The 19393-nt window shown below is 72.9% G+C and carries 15 protein-coding genes; 7 read left to right on the top strand and 8 right to left on the bottom strand.

Annotation, left to right across the window (positions count from 1 at the left end; genetic code table 11):
- Nucleotides 1-164: 164 nt before the first annotated feature.
- A complete protein-coding gene (locus NITAL_RS08235) occupies nt 165-2555 on the top strand; it encodes a hypothetical protein (protein ID WP_052665654.1) in 2391 nt (796 codons plus the stop codon).
- A gap of 39 nt (nt 2556-2594) precedes the next feature.
- Here the strand turns inward: NITAL_RS08235 and NITAL_RS08230 are convergent, their stop codons facing one another.
- Entirely contained in the window at nt 2595-3620 is a 1026-nt protein-coding gene (locus NITAL_RS08230) for an adenylate/guanylate cyclase domain-containing protein (RefSeq protein WP_052665653.1), read from the bottom strand.
- A 43-nt stretch (nt 3621-3663) separates the two neighbouring features.
- A complete protein-coding gene (locus NITAL_RS08225; protein WP_052665652.1) occupies nt 3664-4338 on the bottom strand; it encodes a DUF6989 domain-containing protein in 675 nt (224 codons plus the stop codon).
- Nucleotides 4339-4487: 149 nt separating this feature from the next.
- On the opposite strand from NITAL_RS08225, the gene NITAL_RS08220 reads away from it, so the two are divergent.
- The 4 genes from NITAL_RS08220 to NITAL_RS26355 all read left to right on the top strand — a co-directional run bounded on the left by NITAL_RS08220 (nt 4488) and on the right by NITAL_RS26355 (nt 8358).
- Nucleotides 4488-5969: a fused MFS/spermidine synthase gene (locus NITAL_RS08220; protein ID WP_052665651.1), complete on the top strand. Its 1482-nt coding sequence runs from the start codon at nt 4488-4490 to the stop codon at nt 5967-5969.
- 4 nt (nt 5970-5973) lie between these two features.
- A complete protein-coding gene (locus tag NITAL_RS08215; RefSeq protein WP_169786783.1) occupies nt 5974-7158 on the top strand; it encodes an NAD(P)/FAD-dependent oxidoreductase in 1185 nt (394 codons plus the stop codon).
- A 102-nt stretch (nt 7159-7260) separates the two neighbouring features.
- Nucleotides 7261-7968 carry a PAS domain-containing protein gene (locus NITAL_RS08210; RefSeq protein WP_052665649.1) on the top strand — a complete coding sequence of 236 codons (708 nt, stop codon included), beginning with the start codon at nt 7261-7263 and terminating at the stop codon, nt 7966-7968.
- 270 nt (nt 7969-8238) lie between these two features.
- Nucleotides 8239-8358 (top strand): DUF3096 domain-containing protein, encoded by a 120-nt coding sequence (locus NITAL_RS26355; RefSeq protein ID WP_083442119.1) that lies wholly within the window; start codon nt 8239-8241, stop codon nt 8356-8358.
- Nucleotides 8359-8610: 252 nt separating this feature from the next.
- Here NITAL_RS26355 and NITAL_RS08205 read toward each other — a convergent pair whose 3' ends face one another.
- Nucleotides 8611-9966, bottom strand: a complete 1356-nt coding sequence (locus NITAL_RS08205; protein ID WP_052665647.1) for a cytochrome P450 — start codon at nt 9964-9966, stop codon at nt 8611-8613.
- A gap of 216 nt (nt 9967-10182) precedes the next feature.
- On the opposite strand from NITAL_RS08205, the gene NITAL_RS08200 reads away from it, so the two are divergent.
- Nucleotides 10183-11490 carry an endonuclease/exonuclease/phosphatase family protein gene (locus NITAL_RS08200; RefSeq protein WP_052669527.1) on the top strand — a complete coding sequence of 436 codons (1308 nt, stop codon included), beginning with the start codon at nt 10183-10185 and terminating at the stop codon, nt 11488-11490.
- A 47-nt stretch (nt 11491-11537) separates the two neighbouring features.
- On the opposite strand, the gene NITAL_RS28470 is transcribed toward NITAL_RS08200, so the two are convergent.
- The 5 genes from NITAL_RS28470 to NITAL_RS08175 all read right to left on the bottom strand — a co-directional run bounded on the left by NITAL_RS28470 (nt 11538) and on the right by NITAL_RS08175 (nt 18472).
- Nucleotides 11538-13070, bottom strand: a complete 1533-nt coding sequence (locus NITAL_RS28470; protein WP_052665646.1) for a phytoene desaturase family protein — start codon at nt 13068-13070, stop codon at nt 11538-11540.
- A complete protein-coding gene (locus tag NITAL_RS28465) occupies nt 13067-14206 on the bottom strand; it encodes a hypothetical protein (protein WP_052665644.1) in 1140 nt (379 codons plus the stop codon). Before NITAL_RS28465 ends, NITAL_RS28470 begins: the two co-directional genes overlap by 4 nt.
- A gap of 199 nt (nt 14207-14405) precedes the next feature.
- Nucleotides 14406-17024, bottom strand: a complete 2619-nt coding sequence (gene ppdK / locus NITAL_RS08185; RefSeq protein WP_157041710.1) for a pyruvate, phosphate dikinase — start codon at nt 17022-17024, stop codon at nt 14406-14408.
- A 320-nt stretch (nt 17025-17344) separates the two neighbouring features.
- Complete coding sequence (locus NITAL_RS08180; protein WP_052665642.1) at nt 17345-18055, bottom strand: B3/B4 domain-containing protein; 711 nt, start codon at nt 18053-18055, stop codon at nt 17345-17347.
- The gene (locus NITAL_RS08175) at nt 18056-18472 is read right to left on the bottom strand and encodes a MerR family DNA-binding transcriptional regulator (protein WP_211262273.1); all 417 of its coding nucleotides are present in this window, start codon (nt 18470-18472) and stop codon (nt 18056-18058) included.
- A 45-nt stretch (nt 18473-18517) separates the two neighbouring features.
- On the opposite strand from NITAL_RS08175, the gene NITAL_RS08170 reads away from it, so the two are divergent.
- The gene (locus NITAL_RS08170) at nt 18518-19387 is read left to right on the top strand and encodes an NmrA family NAD(P)-binding protein (protein ID WP_052665631.1); all 870 of its coding nucleotides are present in this window, start codon (nt 18518-18520) and stop codon (nt 19385-19387) included.
- Nucleotides 19388-19393: the final 6 nt, after the last annotated feature.

Here is a 19393-nt window from a genome sequence, read left to right as displayed (position 1 = left end):
CGGACGGACAGGGTGACCCGGTTGACAGCCGGTCTCGCCCGGCCGTGTGCACGAGCGCGCGGCGGGTGCCCGCTCGGTCGAGCAGCTGACGTACCGGGAGGTATCCGTCGGCCCGGCGCCGAAGACCGCCCGGGGGAAGACCACCTGGGAGAGGGAGTCCGCGGATGCGCGGTCGTCGTGTGTCGGGGTTCATTGCTGCCGTGCTGGTGTCGTCGGCGGTGGCGGTGCCCGCCGGCGCGCAGTCGTTGGACGACGCGCTCGAGGTCGTCGGCGGAGCGGGGGACGCCTGCCGGCAGCTGCCGGGCGGCCTCGCCCGCGGCATCACCGGGCCGCTCGAGCCGGCGTTCGCCGCCCTCGCCGGTGACGCCTGCGACACCACCGATCCCCTGCGGTGCCTGCTGCCGTTCCCCAACGACCGCTTCACCACCGCGGACGCCACGACGCCGACCGGGCTGCGCGTCGACCTGCACCTGGCCACCATGCCACGCAACGTGGTCGGCAAGCCCATCGATCCGACCGAGTGGAACCGCAACGACGGGTTCTCCCCCGGCTCGATAGCGCTGACCTACGTGGCCGGGCTCGACCTGCCGACCACCTTCGGGCTGTCCGACGAACTCGAGGCCCAGATCCAGCTGCCCTCGTCCTCGATCGCTCCCGACGCCCCGATCGTGCTCCTGGACGCCGACACGGGCCTCCGCCACCCGTACTGGGCGGAGCTCGACACCCACCCCGACACCACCGATGACGGCCGGCTGCTGATCGTCCGGCCGTTGCGCAACCTCGAACCCGGCCACCGCTACGTGGTGGCGCTCCGCGAGCTGCGCGACGCCGACGGTGGCGCCATCGAAGCGGGACCGACGTTCGCTGCGCTCCGCGACGACCTGCCTCCGACCGCCTGCCCGACAGCGCCGCCCGCCGGCGACCCCGAAGCCGGTGCAGGTCGGCCACCCCACGCCGGTCAGCCCGACCGGCCGCCCCACACCGGCGAACCTGGCCGCCCGCCCCACGCGGGGCCGGACGAGCCGGGCGACCCGGACTGCCCGGACGACCTACCCGGTGAGGCCGGCCGGTACCAGCGCATGTTCGGCGACCTCACCGCTGTCGGGGTCGACGTCGACGAGCTGTACCTCGCCTGGGACTTCACCGTGGCGTCGTCGCCGAACCTCACCGACCGCTCGCTCGCCATCCGCGACCAGGCGTTCACCGCGCTCGGCGACGAGGACCTGACCGACGGTGTGGTCGCCGGTGACGCGCCCACGTTCACGATCACCGAGGTCGAGGACCGGCCCGCCGACCGTGCCATCCGCGGGACCATCACCGCCCCGAACTTCCTGACCCTGCCCCAGAACCTGCCCCGCCTGCCGCCCCGCGAGTTCGGGACCGGTGTCGAGCAGTACCTGCCCGGCTCACGCCTCTACTACGGCACGCCCACACCGGGTCCGATGGACACCCCCCAGGTCAACCCGCTGTCCCCGACGGTGGAGGCCGAGTTCGTCTGCCACCTGCCGAACCAGGCGTCGGCGGACGACCCGGCGCTGCCGACCCTCTACGGCCACGGGCTGCTCGGTGGCATCGGCGAGGCCGGCGGCGGGTCGACCAGCCTGCTGCGCCAGGACAACCACCTGGTGTGCGCCACCCCGTGGATCGGGATGGCCACCGAGGACGTCGCCAACGTGGCGACCATCCTGACCGACGTGTCGAACTTCGGCTCGCTGCCGGACCGCTCGCAACAGGGGTTCCTGCACTTCCACCTGCTCGGGCGTCTGACCATCCACCCGGATGGCTTCGCGGCGCACCCGGCCTTCCAGGACACCGACGACGTCCCCCGGATCGACACCAGCGAGGTGGTCTACGACGGCAACTCGCAGGGCGGCATCCTCGGTGGCTCCATGGTCGCGCTCGCTCCCGACGTGCGGAAGGCAGCGCTCGGCGTGCCCGGGGGCAACTACTCCACCCTCCTCAACCGCTCCGTCGACTGGGAGGGGGCGTACGGCGAGGTGCTCTACGCCACCTACCCGGACAAGGTCGATCAGCAGCTGATCTTCGCGCTCATCCAGATGCTGTGGGACCGGTCCGAGACCAACGGCTACACCCACGCGTTGACCGACCGTCCGCTCCCGAACACCCCCGAACACCGCGTGCTGTTCCAACTGGCGTTCGCCGACCACCAGGTGGCCAACATCGCCGCCGAGGTCGACGCCCGCACCTCCGGGGCGCGGCTGCTGCAGACCTCGCTCGCCGAGGGGCGCCACTGGGCGGACATCACGGGGCAGCGGGACTTCGGCCTCGAAGTGTTCGACGTGGACGAGGAGGGCCGCATCCTGCCTCACGAGGGCTCGGCCATCATGTACGTCGACTCGGGCAACGACCCCGGGCCCCTCGGCAACACCCCGCCGCGGGACCAGACCGATCCGCACGGTGACCCCCGGTCGGACCCCTTCGCGCACCAGCAGAAGTCGTGGTTCCTGCGCACCGGCGTCGTCCACGACACCCGTGCCGGCGAGCCCTACTGGTCGCACCGCTGCCGGGGCCCGGCGCACCCGGGCGGCTGCTGACGGGCGCCACCCGGACGCCTGCTCGACCGTGCTGCGAGCTCAGGTGCCCTCGGGCCGCCACACCCGCGAGGGTCGCAGGCGCCCGAGGCCCTTGAGCTTGCGGGCGTGCAACCGGCGGGTGACCCACGCCGCAGCCAGCCGGTCGGTCGCGTCCTCGGCGACCAGGACGCTGCCCGGTCGTGCCAGGTCGGTCAGGCGGGCCGCGGTGTTCACCGGGTGGCCCACGTAGTCCCCGTCCCGGATCTGGACCCCGCCCGCGGCGATGCCGGCGCGCCGCTCGACCTCGTCCCCCGAGGGCAGCGGGTCCTCGACGACGCGGAGGCACACCTCCACCAAACGGTCGACGTCACCGCTGACCAGCATGGCCGCGTCGCCGATGAACTTGACCACGAGGACCTCACCGACGTCGGAGGCTGCCTCGTGGACGCCGTCCTCGAACCCGCCGAGGACGCCGGCGACGATGCCGGGTTCGGCCGTCGCCGACAGGCGGGTGAACCCGACCAGGTCGATGAACGCGACCGCGAGGTCGATGGCGTCGGCGCTCGACGTCGACGCATCCGCCACCACCGAGGTGTTCAGCAGCCGCAGGAGCGCCTCGTGGTGGTCCAGCGCCAGCAGACGCTGGGTCACCGGCAGCAGGAAGACGGCATCCGCCGCGATGGCGTCGATGACCTCGGGCGGCACCTCCGTGTCGGGGTCGAACATGGGAGCGAGGCGTGGGTCGCTCTGCAGTTGGGCCAGGTGGTTGACCACGACGGTCGTCATCGCTCGCTGGTGCAGGCGGAGCATGCGCTCGAGCACCGGCAGGTCGAAGCGGTCGAGGAGCGTGGCCAGGTCGCGGGCGTACTGACGATCGCCCTCGCCGTACCGGTCGTCGTCCCGCAGTCGACCGGCGGCCGCGAACAGCCGGGCCAGGTCCTCGCGCAGGACGCGGACGTCGAACGCCACGTCGCGCAGCGGCAGGTGCCGCGGATCGGTGAGCCGGTCCCTGACCGCACCGAGCAGCAGTTCGGCCCGATCGGGCGCGACCGGTAGCCGGACCTCGAACGGACGGTCGGGCGCCACGACGGTCCTCCTCGGGTCGGCAGCGCGAGCGTAGACCTCACGCTCAGGACAGCAGTCCCCGCTCGATCAGCAGCCAGGACGCGGCGGCAGCGCCGGTGTAGGTCAGCGCGACCAGCGCCGCCACGGGCACGTAGGCCACCGGCCGGCTGGTCCGGGTCCACCGGGCAGCGGCGAACACCATCCAACCGAGCAGCAGCTCCGGCAGCAGGAGGTAGGGCGCGAGGCCACCGATGGTGGTCACCCCCACCGGCTCCCACGCCGGCAGCAGCGTCAGTGTGGCTTCCGCGACGCCGAACACCACCGCGGCGGCGACCACGGCGGTGACGGCCGCAGCCGCGTCACCCCGACGGTGCCCGACCGCCTCGGCTGCGGCGATGATCAGGACCGTCGGCGCGGTCCACAGCCCTGCCATGTAGATGGTCACCGGACCGACGTCGGGGACCCCGTCGGCGGGGAAGACCAGCACGCCGAGCCCCTCGACCAGCACGGCATCCGGGATCAGCATGAACAGGCTCAGGACCGCGCCGAATCCCCACCACCGCAGCCACGCCGTGTGCCCCTGCGACCGGGCGAGCCCCACCGAACCGAGGTGGTAGGTCACCACCAGGGTCGTCATCACCACGCCGACGGGCACGTCCCCTCGGAGCGCGAGCGCACCGGCCGCGATCACCCCGAAGGCAGCGTGGAACGCCGCGAGGTCACGTTCCTGTGGTCGCAACTCGGCTCCCGTCCGCACGCCCCCCGGGTGCGGCATGGTGCCAGGCCCGGGCCCCGGAACGGTGACGTTTCCTCGGACACGGCCCGGGGAGCACGCTCGGGGCGCCCGGCGGACCGAGCCGTCCGGCCGGCCGCGTACCCTCCTGCACCATGCCTGCTCCCGCTGCCAACCTCCTGGTCTTCCTCAGCTCCGCAGCCGTCCTGGTCCTCGAGATCCTGGCTGCGCGACTGCTCGCGCCGTACGTCGGCGCGACCCTGGAGACCTACACCGCGATCATCGGCACCATCCTCGCCGGCATCGCGGTGGGCTCGTGGTACGGCGGCAAGGTCGCCGACCGACGCGACCCGCGGACGCTCATCGGCCCGCTGCTGATCATCGGCGGGGCGCTCGGGTTCCTCGCCATCCCCGTCATCGACCTGTTCGGTGGTGGGCTGCGGACCGCGGGTGCCACCCTCACGGTCACCATCACCGCGCTCGGCTTCTTCCTCCCGGCTGCCGTGCTGTCGGCCGTCACGCCCGCGGTCATCAAGCTGCAGCTCGCCTCGCTCGAGGAGACCGGCACGGTCGTCGGTCGCCTGTCGGGCATCTCCACCGCCGGGGCCATCATCGGCACGTTCCTGACCGGGTTCGTGCTCGTGGGTGCGGCGCCCACCCGCGTCATCGTGCGCGGGACCGCGGTGTTCCTCATCCTCCTCGGCCTGGTGGTGCTGGTCCGCCTACGTGGGGCCACACGCGTGGGGGCAGGGACGGCGGTGTTCGTGCTGCTCACCGCCGGGGGTTCCTACGCGATGGCCCACCCGTGCGAGTACGAGTCGCGCTACTTCTGCGCCTTCATCGTGGAGGACGAGGACCGGCCGTCGGGCCGGGCGCTGTGGTTGGACACGCTGCGGCACTCGTACGTCGACCTCGAGGACCCGACCCACCTCGAGTTCCTCTACACCAAGCTCTTCGGTGACGTCGTCGACAGCTTCCGGCCCGAGGGCCAGCCGGTCGAGGCGCTGCACGTCGGCGGCGGCGGCTTCACCATGCCGCGGTACCTGCGCGAGACCCGGCCAGGCAGCCACAACGTCGTGCTCGAGCTCGACCCGCTCCTGATCGAGATCTCCGAGGAGCGGCTCGGGCTCGACCTCGGCGACGACATCGACGTGGTGACCGGCGACGCCCGCCGGTCGATCCGTGGCGTCGACGAGGACCGCTTCGACCTCATCATCGGGGACGCCTTCGGTGGCATCTCGGTGCCCTGGCACCTGGCCACCCTCGAGTTCATCCACGACCTCGACGCCACCATGACCGACGAGGGCGTGTACATCGCCAACGTCATCGACCACGGCCCTCGCGACTTCCTGCGTGCCGAGCTCGCGACCTTCCGTGCGGCCTTCGACCACGTGGCCGCCATCGGCCCGGAGGACCGGTTCGGGCCGCGTGACCGCCCGGCAGGCGGCAACGTGGTCATCGTGGCATCCCGCTCCCCCCTCGACCTCGAGGCCTACCTCGCCGAGAACCGCGCCCGCGGCGACGACGCGGTGGCGTTGCACGGCGACGCGCTCGACGAGTTCGTCGGCGACGCCCGCGTCCTCACCGACGATGATGCTCCGGTCGACCAGCTCCTCACCCCCCGACCGACGGTGTGACCCCATGACCAGCCGCCCGTCCGTGTCCGGTCACGTCGTGGTGCTCGGAGCCGGGTACGCCGGCGCCCACGCTGCCCGCGGGGCACGTGAGGGGGGCGTCCAGGTGACCGTCGTCGATCCGAGCGGGGACCACGGCTTCCTCCCCCGCCTCGCCGGTGTCGCGGCCGGTCGGTCGAGCCTCGGCGATGCACGCGCCGCCCTCGAGGACCTCGTCGACGTCGACGTGGCCCGTCACGTCGCCGAACGTGTCGACGTGGCCCGCCACGAGGTCATCCTCGCCGGTGGCGGTCGGCTGTCCTACGACGCGTTGGTGGTGACCGTCGGGGCCGCGACGCACTGGCCGGACGTCCCAGGTCTGCGACGTCACGCCACGAGCCTGCGCGACGCCGAGGATGCGCTGCGGCTGCGGGCGACCCTGCCGCGGACCGGCAGCCTCGTGATCGTCGGCGGCGGCTCCACTGGCGTCCAGCTCGCGGCTGAGCTCGGCCGTGCGCGCCCGCACCTCGCCATCACCCTCGTCGAGGAGGCCGACCGCCTCCTACCGGCCGAGCCGGCGTCCCTGGCGTCGGCCGCCGGCCGGCTGCTGCGCGACCGCGACGTCGAGGTGCTGCGCGGCCACCGGGTCCGCCGGGTCGACGCCGGCGGTGTCGACCTCGACGGGCCAGCTCGCCGCCGGGACGGCACGGTCCTGTGGGTCGGCGGGTGGCAGGCACAGGGGGACGCACTCCTGCGCGAGGCCACGACCCGGGACGGCCGGCTCGTGGTCGGCCGCCACCTCGAGGTGCTCGGCGCCCCTGGCGTCTTCGCGGCCGGCGACGTGGCTGCGCACCGCGACCTGTTCGGTCAACCGCTCAGCATGTCGGCGCAGATCGCGCTCCAGGCGGGCCGGGTGGCCGGCGCCAACGCCGCTGCGCTGGTGACCGGGCGTCGCCGACGCACCGCGCGCCTCCTCGAGCTCGGCCGCGTGCTCGATGTCGGCGGGGGTCGCGGTGTCGGTCGCATCGGCCCGGTCCCCCTCGGACACCTCGGGACCGATCGGGTGGTCCCCCTCCTCCACCTCTCGGTCGATCTGCGCCACCTGTGGAAGCTCGGCGGCGCGCGTGCGGTGATCGAGCACGCCCCGGGGCGTGACGTGGGTGTCACCGCGACGGTCGGCGCCACGGGGACCCGCCTGCGCGCCGTCGGCTGACGCCACCGGGTCGGTCGGCCGGCCACCGGGTGACCTCCGCCCCTACGCCTGGTGTCCGGCGTGTCGCACGCTGTCGGGAACGCCTGGGAGGAGGGACCCACGATGCCCACGCGTACCGCAGCGGACCCGATGGCGCTGCTCGCCCTCGAGGACCCCGAGCTGCTCCTCGACGCCGTCACCGTCACCGACGCCCGCGGGACGATCACGGCCGTCAACCGGGCGTTCACCGCGCTGCACCGTTTCGAGGCCGACGAGGTGATCGGCCGCGGTCACGACTTCCTGCGCTCCGGTATCCAACCGTCGAGCTTCGTGGCCCAGCTGTGGCGCACGATCGCGGCCGGTGAACCGTGGGAGGGCGAGCTCGTCAACCGCGGCGCCGACGGGGTCCTGCGCACGGTCCGGTCGCGTATCACCCCCGTACGGGGCCCGGGCGGCGACATCTGCAACTTCGTCGCGGTACAGCGGGAGGTTGGCAGTGACGCCGACGACCAGCCCGCGGGCCAGCTGCGCGTGGACCTCCGCGGACGCTGCACGTACGCCGATGCGCGGGCGGCGTCGTTGCTGCGGGGGGATGAGGACGCCGTAGCACTGCTCGGCCAGGGGCTGCTGTCGAGCCTGATCGTCGAGGACGCCGCCGCGCTCCGCGAGGTGGTGGAACACACCCACTCGACCGCACGAGCCCACCACGTCGATCTCGCCGGGCCCGCCGGCTACGTCCGTTGCACCGTCCGGCCGGACCCCACGTCGCGGGGGCTGGCAGCGGGCCCGGTTGCGCAGGTCACCTGCGAACCGCTCGCGAACGAGACCTGAACGTCGACCGGAGCGGACCCGCACACCGAACCGGCGCGCTACGCGAGCTGGATCCCGTCCGTTGCGTCCGTTGGTCGAGTTCAACTGGGTGAGGTGACCGGCCCGGACCAGCCCGACGCACGTGGCCCGGTGCGCCAGCGGTAGGGATGGTTGAGGCACCGCGGTCGCGACCGGCGCGGCGCACCGCTCGCCCGCATCCGTCGACGGAGAGGCACGATCGTGCAACCGCTCATCGCTCAGGTGGAGGTCGCAGGCAACAGCCTGCTGATCATGGGGATCATCTCCCTGATCGCCGGGATCGTGATCCTGGTGGCACCACGCGTCCTCAACTACGTCGTCGCGGCGTACCTCATCGTGGTCGGCGTGCTCTGGATCCTGGCCGGGCTCTGACCTCGGCGGTCGACGCTCGTCGGGTCAGCGACCACGCCACCTGGTCACCGTGCCGGATCGACGGCCGCGGCGGGACCCGGCTTCGTGACCCGGGCCCCGCCGTGGTGCGGTGCCGCGCTGGCGGGGGTGCGCTGCGTGGCCGGCACCGGGCGCTGCGTCCCGTCTACCCAGATGCAGTCACCACGACTGCAACTGTGCACAACAACGGCGTCGCGCGGCGCGGCGAGCCGGCCCCGTCGCCCTGAACTCTCGTCAGGTGGTCCGGCGTCGGGTGGTGAAGGCCAGGTCGAACGGGCTCAGGACCGACGGCATCCGCTGGTCGTCCCGCAGCCGGTCGGCCGGTTCGAGCTCGACGTCGAGCTGCTCGAGCAGCGCGGCGACCATCGTGCTGGTGGTGAGCAGCACCAGGTTCTGGCCGGGGCAGACCACCGGCCCGTCACTGAACGGGATCAGCGGCCAGCGATCGAGGGACGGCTCACCGAGCCACAGCTCGGGCGCGAAGCGGTCGGCGTAGGCCAGGCGGGTGTCGTCGCGGTGGAAGAAGGGCGCGAAGATCACCAGCGAGGTCCCGGCGTCGAGGGTGCCGGACTCCCACGTGGTGGGCTCGGTCGTCTCGCGCAGGACCCCGGGGGTGGTCGGCCACAGCCGGAGGCCGTCGAGCACAGCAGCGCGGATGCGTGGCAGCTCCTGGGGCCGGTCGAGGTCGAGACCGGCCATCTCGTCACGGACCCGTCGCAGTTCGTCCGGGTGGGCCGCCAGCAGCGCGAGCGCGCGGATCGCGGCGATACCGCCGGGGTCGTAGGCGAACAGCCACTGCGGGACCTGCTGGGCAGGGTCGGTGTCCGGGCCAGCGGGGACCTGGTCGATGAGGGAGGCGAGGCTGCCCGGCTCCGCACGCGTGAGGTGGTCGCGGATGGCGTCGAGGAAACGCTCGCGCAGCTGCTCGTCCTTCGGCCGCAGCCTGGACCAGTTGGCGTGGGCCCGCAGCTGACCGAGCATGTCGGTCAAGGGATGGTCCTCACGAGCGCCGGCCCCGAAGACCACGCGCCGCACGGTGCGCCACCACCCGGTGATGAAGTCGTCCCACGTCAGCCGGCCGGTCCGGTCGGCGATCGCGACGAGCTCGGCCGCTTCCTCGCGGACGGTCGCGACGAGGGCGTCGCCGAGCTGGTGGATCGGCGAGGGGGTGTCGAGCACCCGCTCGTTGAACCGGCGCCGCTGAGGCCGATCCTCGGGGGACGACGCGAGCGCGCCCTCCGGCTGGAAGTGCGCGAGGGCAGCCCTCTTCTCGGTGCTGTCCGCCCGGAACGGCACGGGTGAGCCAGCCAGGATGCGGTGCACGTGGCCCGGCTCGAGGACGAGGGCGGTGTCGCGGATCGGGAGCTTGAGGAGGACGGGGCCGGGGCCGTAGCGGTCCCGCAGGCGCTGCAGCTCCTGGACCGCCGCACGGTCGAGGTCGAGCCGCTCGGCCACCTGCACGATCGGTGGCCGCCGGACGATCAGGCCTCGGCCCGTGAGGGGCACGAGGACCTTGCTGACGACCCGGGCGGTGTCGACCGCCGAGGCCTGGGGGACGGACGTGGTCGGTGCGGGGGCGACGGTGGCCACGGGACTCCTCGGTGCGGGCGGGCGGAGGAACGACGAGCGTGCCGGCTCGCCGCCGACCGCTCCCCTGTCCCTGGGACCGGGGAGCGGCCCGGCCGAGGACCCCCGTCAGCACGTCCGAGGCGGTGGTCGAAGGACCCCACCTGCGTGATCGGTCTGCCTAGCGTCGACCGGACCGGCCGGTCCCGTCGGGGGACCGACAGACGAGGGAGCCTGCTGATGCCACCGAGGACCTGCACCGCCCGACCGCATCCACGTCGCCTGTTGCTGTCTGCCGTGGCCCTGGCGGCGGCTCTGGTCGCCGCGTCGGGCGCGCTGTCGCCGGCCGAGGCGGGCCCGCAGCGCGATGTCCGTCCGGCCGGACCGCAGGGCGAGGTGCGGATCGCCACCTTCAACGCATCGCTGTACCGGAGCGAGGCAGGCGCGCTGGTCGACGAGCTCAGTGACCCCGGTTCGGCCCATCCCCAGGTGATCGCCGAGACGATCCAACGGCAGCGACCCGACATCCTCCTGCTCAACGAGTTCGATCACGACGCCGAAGGCGCTGCGGCCGACCTGTTCCACGACAACTACCTCGCCATCGCCCAGCACGCCGAGGTCGAGGCGATCACCTACCCCTACCGCGCACAGTTCGCGTCGAACACCGGCGTCCCGAGCGGCTTCGACCTGAACCGCGACGGCGTGATCGGTGAGTCCGGCGACGCCTACGGCCAGGACGCGTTCGGGTACGGGTGGTTCCCGGGCCAATACGCGTTCGCGGTGTTCTCCACCCACCCGATCGTCGAGGACGACGTGCGGACCTTCCAGGAGTTCCTGTGGAAGGACATGCCTGGAGCCCTGCTTCCGAGCGATCCCGCCACGGACGAGGACGGCGACTGGTACTCGGAGGAGATCCTCGACGTCTTCCGGCTGTCCTCCAAGAACCACGTCGACGTCCCGGTGCAGGTCGGACGCGACATGATCCACCTGCTGGCCAGCCACCCCACCCCACCGGCCTTCGACGGGCCGGAGCGCCGCAACGTCCTGCGCAACCACGACGAGATCCGTTTCTGGGCTGACTACATCTCACCCGGTCAGCGGTCCGCCTACATCTACGACGACGAGGGCGCGACGGGCGGGCTCCGGCCGGGCGCGCGCTTCGTGATCCTCGGTGACCTGAACGCCGACCCCTGTGACGGGGACAGCGTGCCAGGCGCGATCCAGCAGGTGCTCGACCACCCGCTCGTGCAGGACCCGCTGCAGGCGAGCGCGGGAGCCGTCGAGCAGACCGAGTCCCAGGGCGGGATCAACCTCGAGCACTGCAACCCGCCGCAGCACGACACCGCGGACTTCAGCCCGCGGGTCGGCAACCTGCGGGTGGACTACGCGTTGCCGCGCACCGGCATGCAGGTGACCGGCGGCGAGGTGTTCTGGCCGACCACGGACTGGGAGCACTTCGACCGGCTGATCGGGACCTTCCCGTTCCCCGGCACCGATCACCGGATGGTCCACGTCGACGTACGGCTTCCCGTCGGTGGGCCCCGCTGACGCCAGGTCAGGCCGGCCGAGCGGGCTCCCGCTCGGCCGGCGGGTCCTCACAGGGTGAAGCGTGACCGGGCGAGGGCGTAGGACGCCGCAGTCCACCCGGGCACACCGTGCACCGCGCCGCCCGGGAACGTCGAGGAGCTCCCGAGCCACAGACCGCCGATCGGCGTGGCGTACGGCACCAGTGACGGCAGCGGACGGAACACGACCTGGTCGAGCCGGTAGGTCCCCCCACCGACGTCGCCGCCGACCAGGTTGACGTCCCCCGCCTGCAGGTCCGCGGGGCCCTGCACGTGGCTGGCGAGCACCAGGTCCCGGAACCCGGGGGCGAACCGCTCGACCTGGTCGGTCATGCGTTCCACGTGGGCGAGGACCGCGTCCTGACCGGTCAGCGTCCCCGGCACGCGGGTGTACGCCCACGCGGTGTGCTTGCCCGCAGGGGCCCGGGAGGGGTCGGCGACCGTCTGCTGACCGAACAGCAGGAACGGGTGCTCGGGCGGCCGACCCGCCCGGATGTCGGCCGCCTGCTGCGCCACGACGTGGCCCTCGCCCCCGACGTGCACCGTCCCGGCAGCGCGGGCCTCGGGCACCGTCCACGGCACCGGGCCGTCGAGCGCCCAGTCGATCTTGACCGTGCCCGGCCCGTACCGGAACCGCCGCAGACGACCGGCGTAGTGGGCCGGCATGGCGCCGCCCACCAGATCGAGCATGGCGTGCGGGGTGGTGTCCGCGATGACGACGGGTGCCCGGATGCGACCACCGTCCGCGGTGACCACGCCGGCGACGCGCCCGCCGGCGGTCACGATCCGTTCGACCCGGGTGCTGGTGCGGACCTCACCGCCGAGGGTGGCGAGGTAGGACACCAGGGCGTCGCTAAGGCGGCCCGCACCACCACGTGGGCTCGGCCAGCCGGCCGCGTGTCCGAGGAGCTGGAGGTAGGCCCCGGCGATGGCCGAACCCGGCTCCTGCACACCGACGTCGCCGTGGAGCACCGATCCGTACAGCCACGCCCTGGCGTGCTCGCTGGCGAAGAGGTCGTGGCTGAGCTGCTCCGCGGAGGTCAGCAGCAGACGGGCGAACTCCAGGGTGCCCTCGAGCTTCAGGGCCGCGACGAGCTTGACCGCTCCCGCGAGCGGCGGGAACCCACCCAGCATCGTGCTGCGCATCGCGGGCCACCGGTCGAGGTAGGGGCGGGCCCAGTCGGCCCACGCGGTGCCGTCGCCGGGGTGCAGGTCGTTCAGGTGGGCAGCGGTGCGGTCGAGATCGCGGTACAGCACCCCGGCCCGGCCGTCCGGCATCGGGTGGGCCATCGCGACCTCGGGGTGCACCCAGTCGAGCCCGTGCTGGTCGAGCGGCATCCGGGCGAAGACGGGCGACGCCGCGGCAGCCGGGTGGACCGCGCTGAAGGTGTCGTGCAGGAACCCGGGGAGGGTGAGCGGCTGGCTGATGACCGCACCACCGGCCTGCGGCTGCGCCTCGAGCACGACCACGTCACGCCCGGCGCGTGCGAGCCGGATGGCCGCGGCCAGGCCGTTCTGACCGGCACCGATGACGACGGCGTCGGCGCGTTCGCCGCGGCTCACGCACCACCTCCGTCGGCTGCCAGGCCCCGTGCGACCTGCTCGGCGAGCTGGTGGAGCATCGACTGGCGCGGGGTCTCCATGCCCCAGAACGCGTGCTGGGACCAACGACCGACGCGGTCGTACATCTCGGCGAGGTGCCAGGTCATGGGGTCCCAGGTGCCCGCGGCGCGGACGTACGAGCGCCCGCCCTGGCTGTAGAGCACGAGGCGGTTCTTGGCGTCACCCATGAAGTGACCCTCGTGGCAGACGAGATCGAACCCGGCGTGCACCTCGGCATCGTCGGGGATCGGGCTCAGCTCGTCCGGGCGTGACGCGAAACCGGCACGGACCTCCTCGACCCACCGCGCGAGCGCGTCCGGTGCATCCGCGGTGACGAGGTCCTGGACGGTGACGTAGGCCCGGATGAAGACCGGCAGCTTCGGGCTCGGGAAGCCGACGACCTCGATCTCGAAGGTCTGTCCGTCGAGGCCGCGGCGCCGCAGCGGTGTGAAGCGTCCGAGCTCGCTGGCGTACTCGGGCCAGTGCTCGACGGCGAGCAGGGCCGCCGCGGTCGCCCCCGCGTCGGGGACCTCGACCGGCGGGTAGGTGTGCCAGACCTGCTCCTCGACGGGACGCCTCGGCGGGGTCAGCGGGCCGACCTGGGCGCTCGCGAGCCGCACCTCGGGGTCGTGCTCGGCCTTGGCCGCCACGCTCGGGAAGGCGATCCCCCAGCCGAGCCGCGACGGGTCCTCGGCCGCAGCCGGGAACCAGGGCCCGAACAGCGTGGCCCCGCCCGCGAGCAGCGCGGCACGGTCGAGGGTCCCGGTGCGGCCGCCGGTCCCCCGCAGGCGGGCGGTCCCGAAGGCGCGGTGGAAGCGCAGCACGTCGCTGCCTCCGATGCGCTGCGATCCGTGCTCGTTCCAGTAGGTGGTCAGCACGGTGAAGGCCAGCCGGAGATCGTCGAGGTGGCGGTTCTCGGGCTCCTTGGCGTAGTAGACGGCGTTGAGGAAGTCGGTGACCCAGGCCGCCGCGGTCGGCGCGGCGACGGTCGAGCCAGCCAGTGAGGCGGTGCGCAGCGCACCGGCAGCGCGGAGTCGGTCGGTCAGCAGTGCGGCGCCGGCGCCGACGGCGGCAGCGGTCAGGTGGGAGACGGCCACGGGAGGGACCTCGCATCGGGAGCGGTGAAGGGTCCACCGTAGGAGGCGAGCGCCGGGATGCCAGGGCCACCTGCCCGTGTCGTCACGCCGAGCTGGCAGGATCGGACCGTGGGCGGTCGCCGCCGGAGACCGGGTGCGGATCGTCGGTTCGAGCCGATGATCCGCACCCGGTAGCCGTACCGGTGACGTCGGCCGCGCCTCAGCGATCGTCGTCCCGTTCGGCGAGGGCGGCGTGGGCCGCGGCGAGCCGGGCGACGGGGACCCGGAACGGTGAGCAGGACACGTACGCCAGCCCGACGTCGTGGAAGAAACGGATCGAGTCCGGGTCGCCGCCGTGCTCGCCACAGATCCCGAGGTCGACGTCCTCCCGTCCGCGGCGACCCGACGCCACGGCGGACCGCACGAGGCGACCGACGGTGTCCTCGTGCACGCTCTGGAACGGATCGACGGGCAGCAGGCCCTGGTCGACGTACGGCTGCACCACCCGACCGGCCACATCGTCCCGCGAGAACCCGAGCGTCATCTGGGTCAGGTCGTTGGTCCCGAAGGACAGGAACTGCGCCTCGCCGGCGATCTCCTCGGCGAGCAGCGCGGCGCTCGGCGTCTCGATCATCGCGCCGATGCTGACGTCCACCCCCTCGCCGTCGACCTCGTCGATGGCCTCGCGCACCCAGCCGATCGCCGCCGCGGTCTCCGGGCCGTTGATGACGAGGGGGATCATGATCTGTACGTGCGGGTCACCACCGTCGCCACGACGGCGCTCAGCAGCCTTGACCAGCGCGCGGACCTGCATGCGGTACAGCTCGGGGTGCAGCACGGCGAGTCGGACGGCCCGGGTCCCGAGCATCGGGTTGACCTCGGCCCAGGTGCGGACCGCGTCGAGCAGCGCCGCGCCCTCGTCGTCGAGGTCACCGGTCGCGTCCGCGGCGACCAGTTCCTCGGTGTCGGGGAGGAACTCGTGCAGCGGCGCGTCGAGCAGCCGCACGGTCACGGGTAGCCCGTCCATCGCCTCGAGCAGCGCGGCGAAGTCCTCCTCCTGGACGGACTCGAGCTCGCGCAGGGCGTCGGTGCGCTCGTCGTCGTCCGACGCGAGGACGAACCGGCGGACGAGCGGGACGCGGTCGCCGAGGAACATGTGCTCGGTTCGGCACAGGCCGATCCCCTCCGCGCCGAACTCCCGGGCGGTGGCCGCGTCGTCGGCGGTGTCGGCGTTGGCGCGGACCCCGAGGCGCCGTCGCTCGTCGGCCCACCGCAGCAGCAGGTGGAACCGCTCCTCCGGCCGGGGTTCGACGAGGTCGACCTCGCCGACCACGACCTCGCCGGTGGCACCGTCGAGGGAGATGACCTCGCCCTCCGACACGGTGACGTCGCCGACCTGGAACGTCTTCGCATCGAGGTCGATGGTGACCTCGTCGGCGCCGCAGACGGCGGGCTTACCGAGGCTGCGTGCCACGATCGCGGCGTGGCTGACGAGGCCGCCGCGTGCCGTCAGCACGCCACGCGCGGCGTCCAGGCCGTGCACGTCGTCGGGTGAGGTCTCGATCCGCACCAGGATGACCGCGTCGCCGTCCCGCCCGCGACGCGCCGCCTCGTCCGCGGTGAGGACCACCTCGCCGCTGGCCGCGCCGGGCGATGCAGCGAGGCCGGTCGTCAGCACCTCGTAGTCCACCTCCGGATCGAACTGGGGGTGCAGCAGACGGTCGATGTCGTCGGGCGAGACCCGGCGCACCGCCTCGTCCTCGTCGATCACGCCCTCGTCGACCAGGTCGACCGCGATGCGCAGCGCCGCCTGGGCGCTGCGCTTGCCGGTCCGGGTCTGCAGGATCCAGAGCGTGCCGTCCTCGACGGTGAACTCGACGTCCTGCACGTCGCGGTAGTGCTCCTCGAGTCGCTGGAGGATGTCGGTCAGCTGCGCGTGGATCTCGGGCATCTCGTCGGCGAGGTCGGCGAGGTCCTCGGTCGCCCGGATGCCGGCGACCACGTCCTCACCCTGCGCGTCACGGAGCCAGTCGCCGTAGGGGCGCGGCTCGCCGGTCGACGGGTCACGGCTGAAAGCGACACCGGTGGCGCTGTCCTGGCCCCGGTTGCCGAACACCATCGCCTGGACGTTGACCGCCGTCCCGAGATCGTCGGGGATGCCCTCCATGCGCCGGTAGTTGCGGGCACGGTCGTTGTCCCACGATCCGAACACGGCCGCGATGGCAGCTCGGAGCTGCTCACGCGGATCGTCCGGGAGGTCCTCGCCCGTCTCCCCGCGTACCAGGTCACGCTCGCGCCCGATCAGATCGGCGAGCTGGTCGGCGTCCAGCTCGGAGGCGTCGTCGACACCCGCGTCAGCCACGACCTCGTCCCGGACGCCGGCGAGCGCGTCGGCGTCGATGCCGAGCACGATCTCGCCGAACATCTCCACGAACCGACGGTGGGCGTCCCGGGCGAAGCGTTCGTCGGTCTCGGCGGCCAGCCCCTCCTCGGCGACGCTGCCGATCCCGAGGTTCAGCACGGTGTCCATCATCCCCGGCATCGAGGCCGGCGCCCCGGAACGCACCGACACCAGCAGGGGGGCCTCGACGTCACCGAGGGTGCGGCCCATCTTCTCCTCGAGGGCATCGACCTGGTGCTCGATGCGCTCCCAGAGGTCGTCGGCGAGCTCCCCGGTCCGCAGGTACTCGCGGCACGCCTCGGTGGTGACGGTGAACCCCGGCGGGACCGGCAGGCCGAGGCCGACCATCTCGGCGAGGTTGGCGCCCTTGCCGCCGAGCAGTTCGCGGTCCTCGGCCGAGCCGTCCTCGAAGGCCTGCACGTCGGTCGCGTCGGTCACGTCGAGCTCCGTGGTCGCGGACCTCTCACACGTACCCTGCGGGGAGCCGGGTCGACACCCGGACGTCGGGACCTGGCGTTCGGGACGTCCGGTCGCGGCGAACACGTCACACCACGGAAGGCGAAGGGTTGAAGGGCTACCGACGCAGGAGGGACCCGCTCTGGAGACGGGTCCTGCGGACCTTCTTCGACTGGGTCTGACGCTCGAGGTCCTCGACCTGCTCCGCGACGGCCGGAGCGCCCGCCTCGCGATCGGCGCCGCGGAGGTGCTCGGCGATCGAAGGCCGCGTGACGTCGCCACCACGTCGCGGGACACCCGACCTACTGCGCCAGGAGCCGGGACGACACGCTGACGTCGGGACCGAGTCGGGTCAGGCGATCGGTCAGGTCATCGGTCGCTGCGTCCAACGCCTCGTCGCTCATCGGGCCGAGGGCGTCGAGGATGAACAACGCGGAGGTGGTCGCCTCGCTCAGCTGGGTCCGGGTCGCCTGCCGCCAGTTCCAACGGCGGCAGGTCACGCCGGCCTCATCACACCACACCACCTCGCCGACCTCGGGGTGTTCGACCACCGCAGCGCCGTCGGCCACGGTGTCGAACGGTTCCTCGCCCGTGGCGCGCACCAGCCGCGGCGCGCCGCGGTAGCGGTCGAGATCCTCGCCGCCGACCGGCACCTGGTGCAGGACCGAGACCGCGTTGTAGAGGTCGGTGAGCCGGTTGATCCGCGGCAAGCCAGCCTCGGCGCGACGCATCATGGCCTCGAGGCTGTTGCGGGTGCGCTGCGGCTTGGCACCGAAGGCGCGGTAGGCCTCACGCCAGGCGGCGACATGGGGCACCTCGGTCACGGGCCGGTCCCGCAGCGCGGCACGGGCCGCTGCCTCCCCTGCCTGCAGCGCGTCCTCGCTCGCGGCGTCGCTCGGACCGGCATCGAAGCCGTCGGCCACCACGAGCATGGCGCGGTAGTCGGGGCGCAGCGAGAACACTGCGTCGTGAACCTCGGCCGTGCTGAGGAACGTCTCGAGCGAGCCGGTCACCTACACCCCCTGCGACGTGAGCTGACCACGCAGGTCGTCCAGGGTCGCGGCCATGGCGTCCAGTTCGCGGCGGCGGGAGGTGATGGCGGCGAGCTGCGCGTCGATGGCGCGCACCACCGCACCGCGATCCTCCGAGCCGGGAGGTGCCCCCAGACCGCACCCGAGCCGGGCCAGCTCGGCGGAGGTGCGCAGATCGAGCCCGAGGTCGTGGAGGCAGCGCAGACCGGCGACGACCTCGACGTCCTCCTCCTCGTAGACGCGGTAGCCGTTGGCGGCGCGACGCGGGACGAGGAGACCCTCCTTCTCGTAGTAGCGCAGCATCCGGGTGGACACGCCGGTGCGTTCGCTGAGCTCGCCGATCAGCACGTCGGTGACCTCCCCGCGGCCGCCTTCCGGCGGCGCGCTTGACCTTGACACGGTGTGAAGGTGCAGCCTACGGCCTCCCGACCCGAGAGGCTCCCCGTGACCACGAACCCACCCTCCTCCCACACCGACGACCTCGTCGCGGTGACCGGCGCGACCGGGAAGACCGGCCGTCGTGTGCTCGCCCAGCTGGCGGCTCGCGGCACCGCGGCACGTCCGCTGTCCCGTCGGTCGTCGACCCCGTTCGACCTTGAGGACGAGACGACCTGGGCCGACGCCCTGCGCGGCGCCACGAGCCTCTACCTCGTCGTCCCCTTCCCGCTGGCCGACCCGGTCGGGACGTTCGGGCGGCTGGCGACGCGCGCCGCCGAGCTCGGCGTCCGACGCCAGGTGCTCCTGTCGGCACGCGGCATCGGGCAGCCGGGCATGGAACTGTTCACCGCGATCGAGTCGGCCGTCACCGAGGTCGGGACGGCCACGACCCGGCTGCGCCCGACGTGGTTCGCGCAGAACTTCACCGAGGACGTCTTCGAGCCGGCCATCCGTCGGGGCGTCCTGCGGCTGCCCGCTGGCGACCTGCGCGACCCCTTCATCGACGCCGGCGACATCGCCGAGGTCGCTGCGGCGACGCTGACCAGCGACGCGTTCGAGGGCCAGGCCATCGAACTGTCCGGCCCTCGCGTGCTCTCCTTCCGAGACGCAGCCACGATCATCGCTGCGTCCGGGGGTGTGCCGGTGACCTACGAGGAGGTCGATGCCGACATCTACCGACGCGAACTGATCGCCGACGGCTACCGGGAGGAGGACGCCGAGGTCATCCTCGGCGTCCTGGACCTGCTCCGCGACGGCCGGAGCGCCCACCTCGCGAGCGGCGTCCAGGACGTGCTCGGCCGGCCGCCGCGCGACTTCGCCGCCTACGTCACGGACGCGGCCGCGACCGGCGCGTGGCGCAGGTCCGCCGCCGCCTGACCACCC

Source organism: Nitriliruptor alkaliphilus DSM 45188 (assembly GCF_000969705.1).
GTDB classification, from domain to species: Bacteria; Actinomycetota; Nitriliruptoria; order Nitriliruptorales; family Nitriliruptoraceae; genus Nitriliruptor; species Nitriliruptor alkaliphilus.
The sequence above is the reverse complement of the archived record's forward strand: the minus strand, read 5'-3'. Positions and strand labels throughout refer to the sequence as shown.